The sequence below is a fragment of the Streptococcus bouchesdurhonensis genome, from assembly GCF_948472335.1.
This window is the reverse complement of record NZ_CAOKTW010000003.1, coordinates 297,081-321,036: the sequence shown is the minus strand read 5'-3', so window position 1 is coordinate 321,036 and position 23,956 is coordinate 297,081. Positions and strand designations below refer to the sequence as shown.

Below are 23,956 nucleotides of genomic sequence, written 5' to 3'. Positions count from 1 at the left end.
GCATTCAAATATACTTTTAAATGTCAAAATACAGATGATAAAAGATGTTTGGAAAAAATCAAACGGATTTAATTAATAAATATGCAAAAAAAACAAAATATAGATAAATGAAAATCAATTTAAAACAATATACATTTATACAATATGAGCGGATTTAAAAATGTGTTTAAATCTAAAAAAATAGTGGAAAAAGTTAAAAAATGGAGATTTTTTATATAATTCAGACAATTTTTACTATTTTTTAGAGAATGACATAGATAAAAAATGAAATTTTCATGTTGTTTTCAAGTAAATTAATTGAATATTACAAGCTAGTGTGATAGAATGAATATACATGTTTCCGAAGAAAAGTAGTATATAGAGGAATTCCTTTGTTTATGAATGAAATGAAGGGATTTTAATTTTTACTATATCTATAAACATGATATAAAACAAAAGGAGGTTGTTAGTCTCAATGAAAGGCAAGCAACAACAAGATTTTAGAGTAGAAAAATACATCCGTTATGGGATTCGTAAATATAGCTTTGGAGCAGCATCAGTAGCGATTGCAGCTGGATTGATGTTCCTTGGAAATGGTGCAGTATCAGCGACGGAAGTACAATCAGCTGAAACAGTTATCTCAACAGTTGCTACTAGTCAAGATGATAAGGAACAGGCTGAGGCTAAAGTTGAAACAGTAGAAACTGTAAAACCAGCAACTGAAAAAGCTACAGAAGTGAAACCTGAAGTTAAAGTAGCAAATAAAGCTACCCTTGAATCTAAAGTTGCTGCTTTAGAATCTAAACTTTCTAACGCTAAATATGCAGATGCTTCAGTAGTAAGTTCAGCTAAAGAGGTATTGGCAACAGCTAAAGCAACTCTTGCAAAAGCAGAAGCTAGTCAAGTAGAAGTAGACAAACAAGTTGAAACTGTTGTAGCTTTGAGTACAGTAGTTGCTGAGTCTGATGCGACTGGCTTAGAAAAGAAAGAAGCAGCTGATAAGGAAGCATCAAAAGCTGAAGCAGAAAAAACTGCTACTCCAGCTGAAAAAGCTCTTTCAGTAGCAACAACAACTCTGACACAAGTATCATCAGAAGCTGAAGTAACAAACAAATTGGCTGAGACTGAGCTTGCTAAGGCTGACGTTAAAGAAGAAAATAAAGAAGCAGTTACAGCAGCGGTAGCTAAAAACCAAGAAGTTCTTGCTGAAACAAAAGCACTTTTGGTTGATAAGAGTGTCACAAAAGAGCAAGTAGATGCTCAACTAGAACGCCTCAACGAATCAATCCTTGCAGTTTACAATGAGTTAAAAAATGCTGGAATCAACCGTGAAGGTAAGTTCTCATATGTATTAGCTGATATAGCTGGAACTGTAACGGAACCACCTCTTTCAGAAGAAGAACAAATTAATCACTGGAAGCAATATGCAGATAAAAATACTGAACGATTAACGAAACAAATTAAATGGTTTGATATTGCTAACAGTAAAGCAACTGTGAAAAACCTTGGAGCAGGTGATACTCTTCAAGTAGGGACAACATTTACACAAGAAATTTCACCTGGATATGTTGTAACGTTAACAGTTACTAAATTAGCACCATTTAACTCAACTGATGAGTATAAAAAACGTGGTGGAGCAGGATATGATGCCAATGCTATTAATGAGTACAAAGATGGAACTCCAGCTGAATTAAAAGTAGTAACTCAAGGATATTACTCTGTTGCAAAAACAAATGGAATGGATACAAAAGGTAAAACGGTTATTCAATCTGTTAAAGATGGAGCTAACACAGGGGTAGAATTCTCAGTTAAAGCTACTTTAAATGGAACAGAAGTTCCAGCAAACGTTGTATTCTTAACAGGGGAGGAAGCTGGTTCATCTGAAGCTGAAATCTATACAACAGACGGTGATGGTTTTGAGCTAGTGACTGAGTTATCAAACGACAAAGTAAATCCAGATCCAAAGAAAGACAAGAGTACTGTTCGTTCTTATACTGCAGAAACTTATGAAAAAAGAACATTAGCTTCAGCAGGGCATGGCCAAGACTACGCTGGTGGACAACTTGGTTTATCACATACAATTGAAGGTGGAGGAAAAGCGGCCTTTGAAAAATTCAAAGCAGATAAAGCTGCAGGATTCTTCAATACAACTGTGACATCGGATACTGTTATTGCGATGAAAGCAGCTGATGGTAAATATCACACAGATGGATTAGGAACACAAGTTTTTGGACCGGTATCAACTCACCGTGATTCAGGTTTCTCTACTCCATTAGTAATGACACGTAATGCTAAAAACATCGGAATGTACATCCTTTCTGCAGGTCAACAAGGATCTATGCTAGGATTTATGGTTCTAGATGAGGGGGATGCTCCAGCTTCATACGGAAGAGTAGCGCACTCTATCTCTAAATCTGATGGACAAAAACAACCATACTTAGGATCTGTTCCAGCTGATGTTGACGTACGTACAACTCCAATTAAAGGTGCAAGTGCGTTTATCTATGATGATGTTAATGGTATCGGTGCTGCGGATGAAGGTGCTCGTCAATTAATGGGTGACGATGTGGCTCCAAACGATAACTTCAAACTTAAAAAAGTTAATGATGGAACATACTCAATGACATTCGATGCTCACCTAGACGGAGAAGCTAAAGCTTATGTTAACGGTTGGATCGACTTCAACGGAAACGGAAAATTCGATGATGGTGAAGGAGCCGGTGTACAAGAAGTTACTCAAGATGGAAAAGTTACATTAAGTTGGACAAACAATTACCAAAACGTTGACACAACTGCTACTAAATTAGCTACCCGTTTGCGTATTGCTTACGATAAAGCTGACGTTAAAGCGCCAACTGGTATTGCCTACTCAGGTGAGGTAGAAGACTTCCAAATCCAACAAACAGTCCCACCTCGTGGAACTAAGAGAGAAACAACAGATGTACAAGGTGCTACTCAAACATCTACTGTAGCATTCAATGCATATGGTCAAAAGAACTATGATTTTGATAAAGACAATGTTATTGATACGACAGTTAAATCACAAATTGTTAAACCTGATGGAACATTAGTAACAGATGCAGATTTAGTAGATGGATACTATGTAGTACCAGGACAAGGTAAATATAAACTTACTGATAATGGTGCAAATGTAGATGTAGAATTTATCCCAGAAGCAAACTTTGTAGGTACAGCAGATGGTATCACAATCCGCCGTACTGATATCAACGGTAATACTACTGGTTGGGGTAATGAAGGACGTCAAATCGTTGGTGGCGAAGGAGATGCTAAAGACCAACTAAACCTAGTAAGTGAACAGGTTCAACTTGCTGGCTTAGCAGCTAAAGGTTCTATGGATGGTCGTTACATTCCAACAGTAACTCCAAAAGAAATCGTTGGAACTCCAGAAGAATCAACAGATATCCAAGGTAAACCACAAACGAAAACACCTAAATTCTCAATCGACGTAGATAAAGATGGTGATGGAACTGCACTAGATCCAGTGACACCAAGTGCACAATACCCAGCTAAATTGGTAGATCCAGCGACTGGACAACCAACAGATGAAAAAACAGTTACAGTGCTAGGAGAAGGAACTTATACAATCAATCCAACAACTGGAGCGGTAACATTTACGCCAGAACCACAATTTACAGGAACTGCTAAAGGTATTGATGTATCATTAACAGCACCAGTAGGTCAAGACAAAAATGGTCAACCAGCAACAGCTACAGCTACTGCTAAGTACACACCAACTGTAACACCAATTAAACCAACAGCAACTCCAGATACTTCAACAGGAGTACAAGGTGAAACTCAAAATGGTAAACCAACATTTACAGAAGGAAACACAGAAGTACCAATTAAAGAAAACACTGTAAAACTATTAAATCCAGATGGAACAGAAGCAAATGGACCAGTAGATGCTCTAGACCCAAGTGGTAAAAAAGTTGGTGAATATACTGTAGATCCAACAAATGGTGTAGTAACATTCATACCAACAGACAAATCATACACTGGTAAAGTACAACCAGCTAAAGTTCAAGCTGAGGATAAGAATGGAACAAAAGTTTCTACAACTTACACACCATCTATCGTAGGTGTAACACCAACAGCAGCACCAGCTACAAGTGAAGATGTTCAAGGTAAGACTCAAGAAAATACAGTTTCATTCGAAGGTGGGAAAACTACAATTGCAGGAGAAGAAAAATCTGTAGATATCGATCCAGGTACTTATACTCTTCTAGGTGAAGATGGACAACCAACTACAGAAGTACCAGCTAAAGATCCAGAAGGAAACGTAATTGGTAAATATACTCTTAAAACTGTAGATGGAAAAGCAGTTGCAGTATTTGAACCAACAAACAAAAAATACTCTGGAGAAGTTCAACCAGTAAAAATTCAAGCTAAGGATAAAAATGGAACAGCTGTAGAAACAACTTACACACCGAAGATTACACCAGTAACACCAACTGCGGAACCAGCTGAAACAACAGATATCCAAGGTAAAGAACAAACTGGTAAACCAACATTCACTCCAGGTAATCCAAATGTTCCAATGGATGATGATACTCCAGCAACCTTCGAAGATGGATCAAAAGAAAAAGTTATTCCAGGCGAAGGAACATACACAGTAGCACCAGATGGCACAGTAACCTTCACACCAGAGAAGAACTTCACAGGAAAAGGAACAGGCGTAACCGTTAAACGTGTAGATAAGAATGGCACACCAGTAACAGCTAAATACACTCCAACAGTAACACCAGTAACACCAACTGCGGAACCAGCTGAAACAACAGATATCCAAGGTAAAGAACAAACAGGAAAACCTGAGTTCAAACCAGGAAACCCAGATGTACCAATGGATGATGAAGTGCCAGCAACATTCGAAGATGGAACAACTGAGAAGAAAGTTCCAGGCGAAGGAACTTACAAAGTAAATCCAGATGGAACAGTAACCTTCACACCAGAGAAGAACTTCACAGGTAAGGGAACAGGTGTAACAGTTCAACGCGAAGATAAGAACGGCACACCAGTTAAAGCTACTTACACACCAGTTGTAAAACCAGCAATACCAACAAGTTCAGATGTTATCACTACAAATGTTCAAGGTGCTACTCAATCAGGAACACCAACATTTGAAGGTGGAAAAGTAACAGTCAACGGTGAAGAAAAAACTGTAGAAATCGATGAAACAGTTAAACCAACATTTGATGATGGTACAACTGAGAAGAAAGTACCAGGTGAAGGAACATACACAATCGATGAGAACGGTACAGTAACCTTTACACCAGAGAAGAACTTCACTGGTCAAGCAACAGGTGTAACAGTGAAACGTGTAGATAAGAATGGTACACCAATCACAGCTAAGTACACTCCAGTAGTTGTTCCAGTATCACCAACTTCAAAAGATACTGAATCAGAAGGTCCTAAAGGACAACCTCAATCAGGAACACCAACATTTGAAGGTGGAAAAGTTACAATCAACGGTAAGGAAGTTCCAGTTGAAATCGATGAAACAGTTAAACCAACATTTGACGATGGCACAACTGAGAAGAAAGTACCAGGTGAAGGAACATACACTATCGATGAAAATGGTAAAGTAACCTTCACACCAGAACCTGACTTCGTAGGAAAAGCTAAAGGTGTAACAGTTAAACGTGTAGATAAGAACGGTACACCAGTAACAGCTACTTACACTCCAACAGTTCGTCCTGATACTTCATTCGTTGATAAAGATGGTAACCCACTTTCACCAACAGAAGATGGAACTAAACCAACTAAAGACATCCCAGGATACAAGATTGTTAAAACTGAGATCGACGAAAAAGGAAATACAAAACACATCTATGAGAAAGTGACAACGACTTATAAAGATAAAGATGGCAATGTAATTCCAAACTATCCAACAGAAGACGGCGAACAACCTAAGAAAGATATCCCAGGTTACCGCTTCGTAGAAACTAAGAAACTTCCAAATGGAGATACAGAGCATGTCTACGAAAAAGTTAAGACATCATTCAAGGATAAAGAAGGAAACGAGATTCCAGGTAATCCAAGTGAAGATGGCGACCAACCTAAGAAAGATATTCCAGGTTACCGCTTCGTAGAGACTAAGAAACTTCCAAATGGCGACATCGAGCACGTTTATGAGAAAGTTAAGACAAGTCATAAGGATAAAGACGGAAATGAAATTCCAAACTATCCAACAGAAGATGGCGACCAACCTAAGAAAGATATTCCAGGCTACCGCTTCGTAGAGACTAAGAAACTTCCAAATGGAGATACAGAGCACGTCTACGAAAAAGTTAAGACATCATTCAAGGATAAAGAAGGAAACGAGATTCCAGGTAATCCAAGTGAAGATGGCGACCAACCTAAGAAAGATATTCCAGGTTACCGCTTCGTAGAGACTAAGAAACTTCCAAATGGCGACATTGAGCACGTTTATGAGAAAGTTAAGACAAGTCATAAGGATAAAGACGGAAATGAAATTCCAAACTATCCAACAGAAGATGGCGACCAACCTAAGAAAGATATCCCAGGTTACCGCTTCGTAGAGACTAAGAAACTTCCAAATGGAGATACAGAGCACATTTATGAGAAAGTTAAGACAAGTCACAAGGATAAAGACGGAAACGAAATTCCAAACTATCCAACAGAAGATGGCGACCAACCTAAGAAAGATATCCCAGGTTACCGCTTCGTAGAGACTAAGAAACTTCCAAATGGAGATGTAGAACACGTTTATGAGAAAGTTAAGACAAGTCACAAGGATAAAGACGGAAACGAAATTCCAAACTATCCAACAGAGGAAGGTGAACAACCGAAGAAAGACATCCCAGGCTACCGCTTCGTAGATACGAAGAAACTTCCAAACGGAGATATCGAGCACGTCTACGAAAAAGTTAAGACTTCATTCAAGGATAAAGAAGGCAAAGAAATTCCAGGATATCCAACAGAAGATGGCGACCAACCTAAGAAAGATATTCCAGGTTACCGCTTCGTGGAGACTAAGAAACTTCCAAATGGCGACATCGAGCACATTTACGAGAAGATTTCAAGTCCATATACTCCTCAACCAAATCCAGGTAAACAAACTACAACAACTTGGACAGATGAAAAAGGAAATCCATTGAAACCAACGGAACCAGGTTCTAAAGAGCCAGGAACAATTCCAGGTTACGAATACGTTAAGACTGTGACAGATCCAAATGGAAATATCAGACATACCTTCAAGAAAGTCGAGATTCCAACTCCAAGACCAGTTGAACCAAGTCAACCAGTACAACCAGTTTCTCCACAAGAGCCAACAAGCCCTGAGAAACCAGTAAGTCCAGACATGCCAGTAGTACCTGAGCAGCCAAAACAACCAGCAACACCTAAATATGTTGAAGGTCAAAAAGAGTTGCCAAATACTGGTACAGAAGACAATGCTAGCCTTGCAGCACTTGGACTTCTCGGAGTCTTGAGTGGATTTGGTCTTGTATCTCGCAGGAAGAAAGAAGATTAATTAAAATCTTTCTGATAAACAAATATAGTAGAAAACCAATGATGTAAAAGTCATTGGTTTTTTAGCAATTTCAGAATTTTTCTAAAAATAGGTGTGTTGTCATTCGTTAAAAACTGGTAAATATTTACTGTTATTTTACTATATAAAAGATAAAAACTTAAAACAAAACATATATTTAACATTTTAAATATAATGAACAAGTTTGAAAGATAAAATTTATTTATTATAGTGCAAGTTTTAAGTCGAATTGCTTGCTTATAGTATAAGAGTGTGATATCATTAAAATGTATCTAAAGTACGATTATTCGACATACAAAACATTGTTATGTTAAATGTTTAAAAATGCCGATTTTTTTGTGCATAAGTACATTAAAAAATGAAATAAATTATAAGGAGGTTGTGAGTCTCATGCAAGGCAAACAACAACAAGATTTTCGAACGGAGAAGTACATTCGTTACGGTATTCGTAAGTATAGCTTTGGTGCAGCATCAGTAGCAATTGCGGCTGGTTTGATGTTCCTAGGTAACGGTGCGGTATCAGCGACGGAAGTACAATCAGCTGAAACAACTATTTCAACACCTGCTCCTAGTCAAGATGATAAGGAGAAGGAAAAGGCCGAGCCTAAAGCTGAAACAGTAGAAACTGTAAAACCTGAAACAGAAAAAGCTGCAGAAGCAAAACCTGAAGTGAAAGCAGAAGAGGCTAAGAAAGTAAACAAGGCTATCCTTGAAGCAAGTATTGCTACTTTGGAGTCTAAACTTTCAACTGCTAAATATGCAGATGCTACAGTAGTGAGCTCAGCTAAGGAAGTATTGGCAACAGCTAAAGCAACTCTTGCAAAAGCAGATGCTAGTCAAGCCGATGTAGATGCCCAAGCAGAAACTGTATCAGCTTTGAGCACAGTTGTAACTGAGTCAAATACTGCTGGTTTCGATAAGAAACAAGCAGCTGAAAAAGAAGCAGTAAAAGCTGAAGCAGAAAAAACTGCAACACCAGTTGAAAAAGCTCTTTCAGTAGCAACAACAACTCTTACACAAGTATCGTCAGAAGCTGAAGTAACGAATAAATTGGCTGAAACTGAGCTTGCTAAGGCAGATGTGAAAGAAGAAAACAAGGCAGCAGTTACAGCAGCAGTCGCTAAAAACCAAGCAGTTCTTACTGAAACTAAGGCTCTTCTTGCTGATAAGAGTGTCACAAAAGAGCAAGTAGATGCTCAATTGGAACGCCTCAATGAATCAATCCTTGCAGTCTACAACGAGTTGAAAAACGCAGGAATCGGTCGTGACGGTAAGTTCGCAGTAAACTTGGCAGATGCTCAAACAACTCCTCTTAAAGATTCATCTGAAGAAACAGGTAAAAAATGGTTAGCAGACCATGACTATGATTCATTAGCGGATGTTAAAGTAAAAACAAAACTTAAAGAAATCGCGAAATTAAATGACCAAATCCAATGGATTGACTTAGGAGATACAACAGCTTGGAAAGGTTTAAAAGATAACGGACAACTTCAAGTTGGATCACAATATGAAAAAGAACTAATTCCAGGTTATAAAGTTAAATTAACAGTAAAAGCTCTTAAACCATTCCATTCAACAGAAATTCATAAAAACCGTGTAGCTGGAACAGATTACGCAGCTTCTTATGAAGAAAATGCAAACAATGCCTTTAACCCAGCTAATGGTGGAAGTGGTATTGGTGCTGCTCCTCAAAATAAATGGACTCAGGTAAAATCAACAGGAATTAGTACAGGTGACACAGCCAAAACAACACTTTCTGGAACAAATGATCAAGGTGTTCCGAAAAATGGTACAGTTGCTGGGGTATTATTTGACTTAGAAGCTGAATACAACGGTAAAAAAGTACAACCAGGGGTTGTAATGACATCTGGTGAGGAACAAGTACGTAATGAGGTAGAGATTTATACTACTAACGGTACACCATGGGAATTAGCTGGAATCGTAGGTAAAGCAGGAAAAGACACGCCATATGCACCAAACCCTAACTTCAACGGATTTGCAAGCATGAAGGGTGTTGAAAATTGGCTTTCAGAGGACGTAATTAAAGCAATCAAAGCTAAACAATTCGCAACTCCAGATAGCGCAACTGGTGGATTAGGATCACAAGTATTCGGTCCATATATTAACGCAGGGGCTAATGCTACACCAATCGTATCTTCAGCTAACGTATCACAATTAGGATTCTACATCATGACTTCTGGTGCTCAATCTTCAATGATTGGTATTAAATTCTCTGACTTCGGAGATCTTCCAGAATCATATGGTATTGCTGAGCACTACTTAAAAACACAAACAACAGACTGGACAACAAAAGCTGTTCGTCAAATTCAACAACCATACTTAGGTAAAGTGAAAGCCGATATCGACTCAGCTCCAGGTACTCGTGTAATTGGTGTTGACTCAGATGATACGAAAGACACTGGAGATGAAGGTGTAGATCAACTTATCTCTCCAGATAACGTTCATCCTAATAAAGATACAGGTCGTCCAGAAGTTCAATTAGTTAAAGGACCAGATAACACATACAAAGTAAAAGTAATTGCTTCAGCAAATGGTAATGAAAAATACACAGACACTGTAGAACCAGCTTACGTTCGTGGATTTATTGACTTCAATGGTAATGGTAAATTCGATAAAGGTGAAGAATCTAATATTGCAGAAGTAAATGGAAATAATCAAGAAGTAGAACTTACATTTAAAAACACTCAAGTAGTTGATACTAGTAAAGATGTTGTAAACTTCCGTGTACGTATCGCTACAGAAGAATCTCAAGTAGAAAAACCAATCGGTATTGCTTACTCAGGGGAAGTAGAAGATAACCAAATCCAAGTAATTCACCCACCACGTGGAGATAAAGAAGAAACTACTGGTAAACAAGGTGAAACTCAATCTGTAGGTATCGAATTCAGAACACGTGCATTAGGAGACGATGGATCTGACCTAGGTTCTAACAACGGTAAAACTACATTCAACTCATACGGTAAAATTCAGTATACTGAACAAAGTAATGTAATCAGTGCTGAAACTACTAAGAAAGCTCAAGGTGGCGTTAAAATTGTTGATGGTGATAACCTAGTTGATACCCTTAAAGTTCCAGGTCAAGGTACATACACAGTAACAGAAGATAAAGTAACCTTCACTCCAGAAGCTAACTTCGTAGGTAAAGCTGATGGTATTGCACTACGAGCAGTGGACTCAAATGGTCAATCTACTGGATGGACTGCATTAACAGCTCAAAACAGTCTTGAAAACATCAATGATGGTACACATTCAACGACTACAAAAACGATGGATGCTGTATACATTCCAACAGTAACACCAAAAGAAATCACTGCAGATCCAGAAGAATCAACAGATGTTCAAGGTAAAGAACAGAAGAAAACTCCAACATTTAAAACAGATGGAGATACTGCTACACCAGTAACACCAAGTGCTACTTACCCAGCTAAATTAGTAGATCCAAAAACTGGCGATAAAGTTGACTCTGTAACTGTAGATGGAGAAGGAACTTACACAATCGATCCAGCAACTGGAGAAGTTAAATTCCAACCACTTCCAACATTTAAAGGAACTGCTTCAGGTGTTGATGTAACATTAACAGCACCAGTAGGTCAAGATAAAGATGGCCAACCTGTAACTGCGACAGCTACTACAAAATACACTCCAACAGTAACAGCTGTAGAACCAACAGCTAAACCAGCTGACTCAGCAGGAGTACAAGGTGAAACTCAAAAAGGAACTCCTACATTCACAGCAGGAAATGCAGAAGTACCAATTAAAGAAAACTCTGTAAAACTATTGAATCCAGATGGAACAGAAGCAAATGGCCCAGTGGATGCTGTAGATGAAAAAGGAAACAAAGTTGGGGAATACACAGTAGACCCAGCAACAGGTGAAGTAACATTCACACCAACTGACAAAACTTACACTGGTAAAGTAACACCGGCTAAAGTTCAAGCAGAAGATAAAAACGGAACTAAAGTAAACACTACTTACACTCCACACATCGTAGGTGTCACACCAACAGCAACACCAGCAGAATCTTCAGGTATCCAAGGACAACCACAAGATGGAACAGTATCATTTGCACCTGGTGAAACAACAGTAGAAGGTGAGAAAAAATCAGTACCAATCAAAGCTAACTCAGCGGTTCTTCTTGATAAAGAAGGTAACCCAGTAGCACCAGGTACTCCAGTAGACGCTTTAGATCCAGATGGAAACAAAGTAGGGGAATACACAATTGACCCAGCTACTAACAAAGTAACCTTCACACCAACTAACAAAGAATACAAAGGTAAAGTACAACCAGCTAAGGTTCAAGCAGAAGACGAAAACGGAACAAAAGTTTCAACAACTTACACTCCAACAATCGTAGGCGTAACACCAACTGCTTCACCAGCTGAAACAACTGATGTACAAGGTGTTGAACAATCTAAAGAAGTAACCTTCAAACCTGGTAAAGCAACTGTTAACGGTGTTGAAAAAGAAGTACCACTTGACCCTAATTCATTTACATTATTAGGTGAAGATGGACAACCAGCTACATCAGTACCAGCTAAAAACCCAGCAGGAGATGTTATCGGTACATACACACTTAAAGTGGTAGACGGTAAAGCAACTGCGGTATTTACACCAACTGATAAAACATATGCAGGAGAAGTTGCTCCAGTTACTATCCAAGCTAAAGACACAAATGGAACTCCAGTAACAACAACTTACACTCCAAACATCACTCCAGTAGAACCAACAGGAAAACCAACAACAACTGAAGGTGCACAAGGACAACCTCAAGAAGGAACTCCAACATTCACCCCAGGTAATGATAAAGTTCCTATGAAGATCGATGCTGAACAACCAGCTAAATTAATCGATCCAGCTACTGGACAACCAACTGATGAAACAACAATTCCAGCGAAAGACGCTAAAGGAAACACAGTTGGTACATACACTATCGATCCAACAACAGGTAAAGTGACATTCACACCTAACAAAGACTTCGTAGGTACTCCAGTACCAGCAACAGTTCAAGCGAAAGATGCGAATGGAACTCCAACAACTGCTACTTACACACCAACAATTAAACCAGTTACTCCAGTAGGTGTTAATACATTCACTGAAGATATTCAAGGTGCCCCTCAAAGTGGTAAACCAGAATTCAAACCTGGTAAAACTACAATTGATGGAAAAGAAGTAGAAGTACCAATGGATGATAAAGTACCAGCAACATTCGAAGATGGAACAACTACTAAGACAATTCCAGGAGAAGGAACGTACACAGTAGATCCAGATGGAACAGTACACTTCACTCCAGACCCACAATTCAAAGGTAAAGGAACAACAATGACAGTTGTTCGTAAAGACCAAAACGGAACTCCAGTAACTGCAGAATACACAGCTGTAGTACACCCAGCATCTCCAAACGGAACAGAAGTTGAAACTGCAGGTGTTCAAGGTAAAGTACAAAGTGGTAAACCTAACTTCATCGGTGGTAAAGCAACGATTGGTGGCGTTGAAAAAACGGTTGATATTGATGAAGCTGTACCAGCGAAACTAATTGATCCTAAGACAGGACAAGAAGTAACAACTGTAACAATTCCAGGAGAAGGAACTTACACAGTTGCAGAAGATGGAACTGTAACATTCACTCCAGACCCACAATTCAAAGGTAAAGGTACTGAATTAACAGTTAAACGTGTTGATAAAAACGGTACTCCAGCACTTGGTAAATACAAAGCGGTAGTAATCGGTGTTAAACCAACTGCAGAACCATCAGTAACTTCAGATATTCAAGGTCAAACTCAAAGCCAACCAGTTAAATTCAAAGGTGGAGTAACTGAAGTTGAAGATCCAATTACAAAAGCTAAAACTGAAGAAGTTGTAGCAATCGATCCAACAACTTACACATTATTAGATGAAAATGGACAACCAGCTACAGAAGTACCAGCTAAAGATCCAAAAGGAAATGTAATTGGTAAATATACTCTTACAACAGAGCCTGGTAAAGATCCAGTTGCAGTATTTACTCCAACAGACAAAACTTACTCAGGACCAGTTCAACCAGTAACAGTTCAAGCGAAAGATACAAATGGAACTCCAGTAACAACAACTTACACTCCAAATATCACGCCTGTTACACCAACTGCGAAATCAGCTACTTCTGAAGGTGCACAAGGTCAAGAGCAAAGTGGAACTCCAACATTCACTGAAGGAAATACTAAAACTCCAATCGATCCAACTGTACCAGCTAAATTAATCGATCCAGAAACTGGTGAACCAACTGATGAAACTTCAGTAGAAGTACCAGGAGAAGGAACTTACACAGTCAACCCAGAAACTGGTGAAGTAACATTCAAACCAGAACCAAACTTCACAGGTAAAGCACAAGGAGTTGAAGTTCAACGTAAAGATACAAACGGAACTCCAGCTACAGCTAAGTACACACCAACAGTTAAACCAGTAACACCAACATCAGATGACGTAGTATCTGAAGATGTACAAGGTGCTAAACAAACTGGAACTCCAGTATTCACACCAGGTAAAACAACAGTTAACGGTAAAGAAGTAACTGTAGAAATCGACGAAACTGTTACACCAACATTCGACGATGGAACAACTGAGAAGAAAGTACCAGGAGAAGGAACTTACACTATCGACGAAAATGGTGTAGTAACATTTACTCCAGAACCACAATTCACAGGTAAAGCTAGTGGTGTAACAGTTAAACGTGTTGACAAAAACGGAACTGAAGTAACAGCTAAATACACACCAACTGTTAAACCAGTAACTCCAACTTCAGATGATGAAGTAACTACTGATGTACAAGGTGCAACTCAAAAAGGTAAACCAGCCTTTGAAGCAGGTAAGACAACAGTGAACGGTGTAGAAAAAACTGTAGAACTTGATGATACTAAACCAGCTACATTTGAAGATGGTTCAACTGAAAAAGTTGTACCAGGGGAAGGAACTTATACAGTAGCTCCAGATGGAACTGTAACATTCACTCCAAATAAAGACTTCACAGGAAAAGCTAGCGGTGTAACAGTTAAACGTGTTGACAAAAATGGAACACCAGTTACAGCGAAATACACTCCAGTAGTGTTACCAGTAACTCCAAGTTCTAAAGATGTAACATCAATCGGTGAAAAAGGACAACCTCAATCAGAAACTCCAGTATTCACACCAGGAACTACTAAAGTAAATGGTAAAACTGTAACAGTACCAATTGATGAAACAGTAGCTCCAACATTTGATGATGGAACAACTGAGAAGAAAGTACCAGGAGAAGGAACTTACACAATCGATAAGAACGGTAAAGTAACATTCACTCCAGAAAAAGACTTCGTAGGAAAAGCTAAAGGTGTAACAGTTAAACGTGTTGACGAAAACGGAACACCAGTAACAGCTACTTACACACCAACAGTATTAGGTAAAACAACTACAGAAAACGTAGTTTCTGAAGGTGCTAAAGGAAAAGCTCAATCGAATACTCCAGTATTCAAAGGTGATGTAGACACTACAGTAGCTCCAACATTTAAAGATGGAACAACTGAGAAGAAAGTACCAGGAGAAGGAACTTACACAATCGATAAAGATGGTAAAGTAACATTCACTCCAGAAAAAGACTTCGTAGGAAAAGCTACTCCAGTAGAAGTTGTACGTAAAGATAAAAACGGTAAGACAATCAAAGCTTCTTACACACCAACAGTTCGTCCTGACACTAAATTTGTAGTAGTAGGAAAAGATGGTAAAGAAACTGAAATTATCCCGTCTAAAGATGGTAAAAATCCATCAGAAAAAATCTCAGGATACAAACTTGTTAAGACTGAAACGGATGAAAAAGGGAACACTAAATACATCTACGAACCAGTAACAACTAAACACGTAGATAAGAACGGTAACCCAATCCCAGGAACAACAACTGAGGAAGGAACAAAAGATCCTAAGAAGATTCCAGGATACAAAGTAGTAGAAACTCGTAAACTTCCAAATGGTGATACAGAATATGTCTACGAAAAAGTAACTACATCATTCGTAGATACTGACGGACACGTAATCGAAGGAACAACAACTGAGGAAGGAACAACGCCTAAGAAAGATATCCCAGGATATAAATTTGTAGAAACTAGAACTACTGAAGACGGAAATACAGAACACGTTTACGAAAAAGTAACAACTTCATTCAAGGATAAAGAAGGAAATGTAATTCCAAACTTCCCAACAGAAGATGGCGACCAACCTAAGAAAGATATTCCAGGATACCGCTTCGTAGAAACTAAGAAACTTCCAAATGGCGATACAGAACATGTCTACGAAAAAGTTAAGACATCATTCAAGGATAAAGACGGAAATGAAATTCCAAACTATCCAACAGAAGATGGCGACCAACCTAAGAAAGATATCCCAGGATACCGCTTCGTAGAAACTAAGAAACTTCCAAATGGCGATATCGAACATGTCTACGAAAAAGTAATACAACCAGCTCCAACACCTTCACCTGTTCCTCAACCAAATCCAGGTAAACAAAATACAACTATTTGGACTGATGAGAATGGAAATCCATTGAAACCAACTGAGCCAGGTTCTAAAGAACCAGGAACAATTCCAGGTTACGAATATGTGAAGACTGTAACGGATCCAGCTGGAACTATCAAGCATATCTTCAGAAAAGTTGAAATGCCAACTCCAGTTGATCCAAGTCAACCAGTACAACCAGTTGAGCCAGCTACTCCAGCAATGCCTGAACAGCCAGCTAAACCTCAAGTACCGGCTACTCCAGCACAACCAGCACAACCAACAGCAGTCAAAGAAGCTGAAGGTAAGCGTGAATTGCCAAATACTGGTACAGAAGACCATGCTAACCTTGCAGCACTTGGACTTCTCGGAGTATTGAGTGGATTTGGTCTTGTAGCTCGCAAGAAGAAAGAAGACTAAGCTTTCTGATTGATATGATTTGTTTGTAATGAACATATCATCCCTAAAGCTGATGAATCATTCGATTCATCAGCTTTTTGCTGTTGTTACCAGAGTTACAAAGTGGAAATAGAAATCAGGCTCTTATACTCTTCGAGAATCTCTTCAAACCACGTCAGCTTCCATCTGCAACCTCAAAACAGTATTTTGAGCTAACTTCGTCAGTTCTATCCACAACCTCAAAACACTGTTTTGATCAACCTACGGCTAACTTCCAAGTTTGCTCTTTGATTTTCATTGAGTATCAGTTAGGAAATATTGGTTATACTTTCTTCTTTTGGAGAAAATATGGTATAATAGAGAGTAAAAACTTTGAAAGAAAGAAAAAGATGAATTTAAAAGATTACATTGCAACAATTGAAAATTATCCTAAGGAAGGTATCACCTTCCGTGATATCAGTCCTTTGATGGCTGATGGAAATGCTTATAGCTATGCTGTTCGTGAAATTGTTCAGTATGCGACTGACAAGAAAATAGACATGATTGTAGGTCCTGAGGCTCGTGGTTTTATCGTGGGCTGTCCAGTTGCCTTTGAGTTGGGAATTGGTTTTGCACCTGTTCGTAAACCAGGTAAATTGCCACGCGAAGTCATTTCTGCTGACTATGAAAAAGAGTACGGTGTTGATACCTTGACTATGCACGCGGATGCCATAAAGCCAGGTCAACGTGTTCTTATCGTAGATGACCTCTTGGCAACAGGTGGAACTGTTAAGGCAACCATCGAGATGATTGAAAAACTTGGTGGTGTTGTAGCAGGTTGTGCCTTCCTTGTCGAATTGGATGAATTGAACGGCCGTGAAAAGATCGGTGACTACGACTACAAAGTTTTGATGCATTATTAATGAAAACAGTCCTTAGGGCTGTTTTCTCTACATTAGGATATAAAAATAGACTATAGCTAGTTAGAGAAAAACTATAATTGAAAACTATATCTTCTTGCAGTATAATAAAAGGACTAAGTGTTTGAGATTTGGCTTCAAACATATGCAATTATTCCTGAAAGAGTACAGTTAGGAGAGGGTTATGCCGATTCGAATTGATAAAAAATTGCCAGCTGTTGAGATTTTACGGACAGAGAATATCTTTGTCATGGATGATCAACGTGCTGCCCACCAAGATATCCGTCCTTTGAAGATTTTAATTTTAAATCTCATGCCACAGAAAATGGTCACAGAGACCCAGTTGTTGCGCCATTTGGCTAACACACCTTTACAATTAGATATTGATTTTCTATATATGGAGAGCCATCGTTCTAAAACAACTCGTTCAGAGCACATGGAGACCTTTTATAAAACTTTTCCTGAAGTCAAGGATGAGTATTTTGATGGGATGATTATTACGGGTGCTCCAGTTGAGCATTTACCATTTGAGGAAGTGGATTATTGGGAGGAATTTAGCCAGGTGCTTGAGTGGTCCAAGACTCATGTCTATTCGACCCTTCATATCTGTTGGGGTGCTCAGGCTGGTCTTTATCTGCGTTATGGGGTGGAAAAATACCAGATGGACAGTAAATTATCAGGTATCTATCCTCAGGACACCTTAAAGGAAGGGCACCTTCTCTTTAGAGGTTTTGACGATAGCTATGTATCTCCTCATTCACGGCACACGGAGATTTCTAAGGAAGAGGTCTTAAATAAAACAAATCTTGAGATTTTATCAGAGGGCCCACAGGTTGGGGTTTCGATTTTGGCCAGTCGGGATTTGCGTGAAATTTATAGTTTTGGGCATTTGGAATATGACCGTGATACCTTGGCAAATGAATATTTCCGAGATCGTGATGCAGGTTTGGATCCTCATATTCCAGAAAATTACTTTAAGGATGATGATGTCAACCAGACACCTTGTCTTTGTTGGTCTTCATCTGCAGCCCTCTTTTTCAGCAACTGGGTGAACTATGCCGTCTATCAGGAGACACCTTTTGACTGGAGAAAGATAGAAGATGATGCATCTGCATATGGGTATTTATAAGAGGAATTATGACATATTTAGACGCTTTTAAATCAGGGAACTTGGTTTTACCGAGTGCCCTGCTCTTGCATTTTAAGGAACTCTTTCCGTCCAGCGACGATTTTCTGGTCTGGCAATTTTTCTATTTGCAAAATACGACAGGTTTGGAAGAAATGTCCCCAAGCCAGATTGCTGAAAGGATTGGCAAGGAAATTTCGGATGTCAATCAGGCTATTTCCAATCTGACGGAGAGGGGGCTGCTTCAGTATCGAACGATTGAATTGAATGGCGAAATCGAATTGCTTTTTGATGCTAGTTTGGCATTGGAACGTTTGGATGACCTGCTTGGAGCAGTTCATTCAAGTTCAGACCAGTTGACCCCTCAAAACCAGCTCAAGGATTTGGTAGAGACCTTCCAGCAGGAGTTGGGACGCTTGTTGACGCCTTTTGAGATTGAGGATTTGACCAAGACCCTTAAGGAAGATGGAACCAGTGCTGACTTGATTAAGGAAGCTCTTCGTGAAGCGGTTTTGAATGGGAAACCAAACTGGAAGTACATTCAGGCGATTTTGAGAAATTGGCGCCATGAAGGGATCAAAAGTGTGGCTCAAATCGAGGCTAAACGGGCAGAGAGAGAAGCAAGCAACCCTCAGTTGACACAGGTATCTGCAGATTTCAGAAATGCCATGGATCTTTGGAAGGATTAATCCATGTAAACAGGCTTGAAATCCGAGTAAGATTTGCAAGCTGTGTCTAATTGTGATAAAATAAATAGAAAATAAATTGAAAAAAGAGGTATGTGAAATGTCACGTAAACCATTTATCGCTGGTAACTGGAAAATGAACAAAAATCCAGAAGAAGCTAAAGCATTCGTTGAAGCAGTTGCATTAAAACTTCCTTCATCAGATCTTGTTGAAGCAGGTATCGCAGCTCCAGCTCTTGATTTGACAACTGTTCTTGCTGCTGCAAAAGGTTCAAATCTTAAAGTTGCTGCTCAAAACTGCTACTTTGAAAATGCAGGTGCTTTTACTGGTGAAACAAGCCCACAAGTTTTGAAAGAAATCGGTACTGACTACGTTGTTATCGGTCACTCAGAACGCCGTGACTACTTCCATGAAACTGACGAAGATATCAACAAAAAAGCAAAAGCAATCTTTGCAAACGGTATGCTTCCAATCATCTGTTGTGGTGAGTCACTTGAAACTTACGAAGCTGGTAAAGCTGCTGAATTTGTAGGTGCTCAAGTATCTGCTGCATTGGCTGGATTGACTGCTGAACAAGTTGCTGCCTCAGTTATCGCTTATGAGCCAATCTGGGCTATCGGTACTGGTAAATCAGCTTCACAAGATGACGCACAAAAAATGTGTAAAGTTGTTCGTGACGTTGTAGCTGCTGACTTTGGTAAAGAAGTTGCGGACAAAGTTCGTGTTCAATACGGTGGTTCTGTTAAACCTGAAAACGTTGCTTCATACATGGCTTGCCCAGACGTTGACGGTGCCCTTGTAGGTGGTGCGTCACTTGAAGCTGAAAGCTTCTTGGCATTGCTTGATTTTGTAAAATAATTGGTAAGTAGCAAAAGCTAGGTGGAACAGCATTCAGATGTCTGTTCCATTTTTTATAAGGGAGGAAAGATTGAAAACAAAGATTGGAAAAATTGGATTAGCAAGTGCCTTTTTGCTTGGATTGATCGTTAATCAGGTGGCTGCAAATGAAGCTGAAGCGAAAGCATCTTCGGAAGAAAGCAGTGTTCAAGCTTCTTCTAGTAAGGTAGAAGAAAAGAAATCAGAAACGACTACAAGTCAAAAAGAAGAAGAGAAAAAGGTTGAGACTTCTTCTAGTCAGCGTCCAGAGAAAAAGGAAGAAGTAAAAGAGACGCGAGCTAGTAGTCAAAAAGAAGAAAGTAAGCCAAATTCAACATCAGCACATTGGGAAGGTGACTTCTATGTAAAAGCAGATGGTTCAAAAGCTAAGAGTGAATGGATTTTCGATACTAGCTACAATAGTTGGTTCTATATAAAAGCAGATGGTCGTTATGCTCAAAAAGAATGGCATGGAAACTATTACCTCAAAGCGGGTGGTTACATGGCTAAAAATGAATGGGTTTACGATAACAATTATAAGAGCTGGTTCTACCTCAAGGCAGATGGTTCTTATGCAGAACAAGAATGGCAGAAAATCAATGGCAAATGGTACTATTTCAAGAAGTGGGGCTATATGGCTAAAAGTCAGTGGCAAGGAAATTATTTCTTGAATGGTCAAGGTGTTATGATGCAAAATGAATGGCTTTATGATCCAACTTATTCTTCTTATTTCTACCTGAAGTCTGATGGTTCTTATGCTAATGAACAGTGGCAAAAGGTAGATGGCAAGTGGTACTATTTCAAGAAGTGGGGGTACATGGCTCAAGATGAGTGGCATGGGGACTACTATCTTACTGAAAGTGGTGCTATGGCAACAGGTGAGTTAATTATGGACGATACTCGTTATACTTTTGCTGATTCAGGGGAACTGAAAGAAAAGAAAGCCTTGAATGTTGGTTGGGTTTATCGAAATGGACACCGTTATTTCTTTAACCATCGTGAAGAACAGGTCGGAACTGACCGTGCTAAGAAGGTTATTGATGTCAGTGAACACAATGGTCGTATCAGTGACTGGAAAAAAGTCATCGATGATAATGGAGTAGATGGAGTCATTGTTCGTTTGGGCTATAGTGGAACTGAGGACAAGGAATTGGCTCATAATATCAAGGAGTTAAATCGTCTTGGAATTCCTTACGGTGTTTATCTTTATACCTATGCAGAAAATGAAACAGATGCTGAGAATGATGCTAAACAGACCATTGAACTTTTGAAGAAATATAAAATGAACTTGTCTTATCCAATCTACTATGATGTTGAAAATTGGGAATATGAAAATAAATCTAAGAAAGCACCGACAGATACAACTACTTGGGTTAAAATTATCAATAAGTATATGGAAACCATGAAGCATGCTGGTTATCAAAACGTGAAAGTTTATAGCTATCGTCAACTTTTGCAAACTCGTTTGAATCATCCAAATATTTTACAACATGTAAACTGGGTTGCTGCCTATACGGATGCGCTTGATTGGAACAATCCTCATTATTCAGGAGAAAAAGGATGGCAATATACTTCATCTGACTCTCTTAAAGGGATTCGGGGTCATGTTGATGTTAGCGTCTGGTATTAAGATGTAAAACTTAGAAAAGAGCCTACAAATTGTATGCTCTTTTCTTTATTATGTGACTATTAGTCCGTCTCGCTCCGTTAGGTGCGAGACAAAAAAACCACCCGCTATGCGGGTGCGCGTCGAAGGTTATACCAAAAAAACTCCGAACGCGATACAATAAAGGTGTTCAAGCCAATTGTAAAGCGAAAGGAGAAAAATATGGCACAAAAGGCTCATAGTTTATCGCACACAAAGTGGCACTGTAAGTATCACATTGTGTTCACCCCTAAGTATAGACGAAAAGTCATCTATAATCAATATCGAAGTAGTTTAGGCGAAATATTTCATCGCTTATGTAGTTATAAAGGAGTTGAAATTATCGAGGGTCACTTAATGCCAGACCATGTACACATGTTAGTCAGTATTCCACCAAGGACAAGTGTTTCTAGTTTCATGGGTTATTTAAAAGGAAAAAGTGCACTCATGATGTTTGACAAACACGCCAATCTCAAGTACAAGTTTGGGAATCGGCATTTCTGGGCGGAAGGTTATTATGTGAGTACAGTAGGGCTTAATGAAGCCACAATTAAGAAATATATTCAAGAACAGGAAAAGCATGATATAGCACTAGATAAATTAAGTGTAAAAGAATATGAGGATCCCTTTAGGGATAGTGGTAAGTAATACTAAAGCCTCTTTGAGAGGCAAGTGACGAGTCAAGAGCAATGAGGCTTGAACAAAGTGAAAGCCAGCGTCTTTAGGCGCTGGCTGGTAATTTGGGCTTATAGCCCTGGGACAAACCACCCGTTTGACGGGTGGTCATGATTTTATCTCTGTTAAGAGAGTTTGAAAGTGACTGGATTTCATTCTAAAAAATTCTTAAATTATCAGTCTATTGCAACTTTTCTCATGTGAGTCATTTGGCTTGCTATTGGTTTTCCATAGTAGTATACTAAGGTAGTAACCAGTAAGAAGTGGTTGCAAATAATAATGAATGAGGTAAAATAAAATGGTAGAATTGAAAAAAGAAGCAGTAAAAGACGTAACATCATTGACAAAAGCAGCGCCAGTAGCATTGGCAAAAACAAAGGAAGTATTGAACCAAGCTGTTGCTGATTTGTACGTAGCCCATGTAGCTTTGCACCAAGTACACTGGTACATGCGTGGCCGTGGTTTTCTTGTATGGCATCCAAAAATGGATGAGTACATGGAAGCTCTTGATGGTCAATTGGATGAAATCAGCGAACGCTTGATTACACTTGGTGGTAGCCCATTCTCTACATTGACAGAATTCCTTCAAAACAGTGAAATCGAAGAAGAAGCTGGTGAATACCGTAATGTTGAAGAAAGCTTGGAACGTGTCCTTGCTATCTACCGTTACTTGTCAGAACTCTTCCAAAAAGGTTTGGATGTTACTGATGAAGAAGGTGACGATGTGACAAACGGTATCTTTACAGATGCTAAAACTGAAACTGATAAAACAATCTGGATGCTTGCCGCAGAACTTGGACAAGCACCTGGTTTGTAAGAAATAGAATAATCATATAAAAATCTGTAGGATGCCTCTTACAGATTTTTTTCTATTCTGTAAGCTATTCCAAACCAGTCTTTTTTTGAGTTTTTTGATAAAATAGTACTATCAGTGAAAAGGATGGAAGCATGACTAAGAAAATCGTAGCTATTTGGGCCCAGGATGAAGAGGGTGTGATTGGTAAGGACAGTCGTCTGCCTTGGCATTTGCCAGCAGAACTGCAACACTTCAAAGAAACAACTCTGAATCATGCTATCTTGATGGGGCGCGTGACCTTTGATGGGATGGGGCGTCGCTTGCTTCCAAAACGGGAGACCTTGATTTTGACTCGTAATCCAGAAGAAAAGATATATGGGGTTACTACTTTTTATGATGTCCAGTCTGTCTTGGACTGGTATCAGGCTCAAGAAAAGAATCTCTATATTATTGGTGGAAAGCAGATTTTTCAGGCTTTTGAACCCTACCTTGATGAAGTGATTGTGACTCAAATTCATGCTCGGGTGGAGGGAGATACCTATTTCCCTGAAGAGTTTGACTTGTCCCTTTTTGAGACAGTTTCAAGCAAATCCTATACCAAAGATGAGAAAAACCCTTATGATTTTACCATCCAATACCGCAAGAGAAAGGAAGTCTAATGGAACGTAGTATATTTGGTTTTTTCACAGCCATGCTGTGTTTGGTCTGCTTACTTGCAGGAGCACAGGCTTTTCGTAAAAAGCGTTATGGGCTTTCTGTCCTGCTCTGGTTAAATGCCTTTACCAATTTGGTCAATAGTATCCATGCTTTTTACATGACCTTATTTTAGATA

Annotated in this window: 11 protein-coding genes; all 11 read left to right on the top strand. The window is 39.0% G+C overall.

Annotation, left to right across the window (positions count from 1 at the left end; genetic code table 11):
* The first annotated feature begins 454 nt into the window (after nt 1-454).
* A complete protein-coding gene (locus QMQ21_RS06830; RefSeq protein WP_261814146.1) occupies nt 455-7,492 on the top strand; it encodes a GEVED domain-containing protein in 7,038 nt (2,345 codons plus the stop codon).
* A gap of 408 nt (nt 7,493-7,900) precedes the next feature.
* Nucleotides 7,901-16,441 (top strand): GEVED domain-containing protein, encoded by an 8,541-nt coding sequence (locus tag QMQ21_RS06825; protein ID WP_261814145.1) that lies wholly within the window; start codon nt 7,901-7,903, stop codon nt 16,439-16,441.
* Nucleotides 16,442-16,809: 368 nt separating this feature from the next.
* Nucleotides 16,810-17,322: an adenine phosphoribosyltransferase gene (locus tag QMQ21_RS06820; RefSeq protein ID WP_001049318.1), complete on the top strand. Its 513-nt coding sequence runs from the start codon at nt 16,810-16,812 to the stop codon at nt 17,320-17,322.
* A gap of 181 nt (nt 17,323-17,503) precedes the next feature.
* A complete protein-coding gene (metA, locus tag QMQ21_RS06815; RefSeq protein WP_261035042.1) occupies nt 17,504-18,448 on the top strand; it encodes a homoserine O-acetyltransferase MetA in 945 nt (314 codons plus the stop codon).
* An 8-nt stretch (nt 18,449-18,456) separates the two neighbouring features.
* Nucleotides 18,457-19,134, top strand: a complete 678-nt coding sequence (locus tag QMQ21_RS06810; RefSeq protein WP_042750436.1) for a DnaD domain-containing protein — start codon at nt 18,457-18,459, stop codon at nt 19,132-19,134.
* Nucleotides 19,135-19,231: 97 nt separating this feature from the next.
* A complete protein-coding gene (tpiA, locus tag QMQ21_RS06805) occupies nt 19,232-19,990 on the top strand; it encodes a triose-phosphate isomerase (protein WP_261035043.1) in 759 nt (252 codons plus the stop codon).
* 37 nt (nt 19,991-20,027) lie between these two features.
* On the top strand, nt 20,028-21,638 hold the full coding sequence (gene lytC / locus QMQ21_RS06800) for a GH25 family lysozyme (protein WP_203212939.1): 1,611 nt from the start codon (nt 20,028-20,030) through the stop codon (nt 21,636-21,638).
* Between the two features lie 198 nt (nt 21,639-21,836).
* Nucleotides 21,837-22,301: an IS200/IS605 family transposase gene (tnpA, locus tag QMQ21_RS06795; protein WP_033686116.1), complete on the top strand. Its 465-nt coding sequence runs from the start codon at nt 21,837-21,839 to the stop codon at nt 22,299-22,301.
* A gap of 325 nt (nt 22,302-22,626) precedes the next feature.
* Nucleotides 22,627-23,145, top strand: coding sequence for a Dps family protein (locus QMQ21_RS06790; RefSeq protein ID WP_000229882.1), 519 nt, complete (start codon nt 22,627-22,629; stop codon nt 23,143-23,145).
* Nucleotides 23,146-23,276: 131 nt separating this feature from the next.
* Nucleotides 23,277-23,783, top strand: coding sequence for a dihydrofolate reductase (locus QMQ21_RS06785; protein WP_049516327.1), 507 nt, complete (start codon nt 23,277-23,279; stop codon nt 23,781-23,783).
* Nucleotides 23,783-23,953: a hypothetical protein gene (locus tag QMQ21_RS06780; protein ID WP_000442260.1), complete on the top strand. Its 171-nt coding sequence runs from the start codon at nt 23,783-23,785 to the stop codon at nt 23,951-23,953. The genes QMQ21_RS06785 and QMQ21_RS06780 overlap by 1 nt, the downstream gene beginning before the upstream one ends.
* Nucleotides 23,954-23,956: the final 3 nt, after the last annotated feature.

Coding starts and splice junctions, on each gene's coding strand:
- QMQ21_RS06830 (WP_261814146.1), top strand. CDS start 455: ATGAAAGGCAAGCAACAACAAGATTTTAGAGTAGAAAAATACATCCGT.
- QMQ21_RS06825 (WP_261814145.1), top strand. CDS start 7,901: ATGCAAGGCAAACAACAACAAGATTTTCGAACGGAGAAGTACATTCGT.
- QMQ21_RS06820 (WP_001049318.1), top strand. CDS start 16,810: ATGAATTTAAAAGATTACATTGCAACAATTGAAAATTATCCTAAGGAA.
- metA (WP_261035042.1), top strand. CDS start 17,504: ATGCCGATTCGAATTGATAAAAAATTGCCAGCTGTTGAGATTTTACGG.
- QMQ21_RS06810 (WP_042750436.1), top strand. CDS start 18,457: ATGACATATTTAGACGCTTTTAAATCAGGGAACTTGGTTTTACCGAGT.
- tpiA (WP_261035043.1), top strand. CDS start 19,232: ATGTCACGTAAACCATTTATCGCTGGTAACTGGAAAATGAACAAAAAT.
- lytC (WP_203212939.1), top strand. CDS start 20,028: ATGTCTGTTCCATTTTTTATAAGGGAGGAAAGATTGAAAACAAAGATT.
- tnpA (WP_033686116.1), top strand. CDS start 21,837: ATGGCACAAAAGGCTCATAGTTTATCGCACACAAAGTGGCACTGTAAG.
- QMQ21_RS06790 (WP_000229882.1), top strand. CDS start 22,627: ATGGTAGAATTGAAAAAAGAAGCAGTAAAAGACGTAACATCATTGACA.
- QMQ21_RS06785 (WP_049516327.1), top strand. CDS start 23,277: ATGACTAAGAAAATCGTAGCTATTTGGGCCCAGGATGAAGAGGGTGTG.
- QMQ21_RS06780 (WP_000442260.1), top strand. CDS start 23,783: ATGGAACGTAGTATATTTGGTTTTTTCACAGCCATGCTGTGTTTGGTC.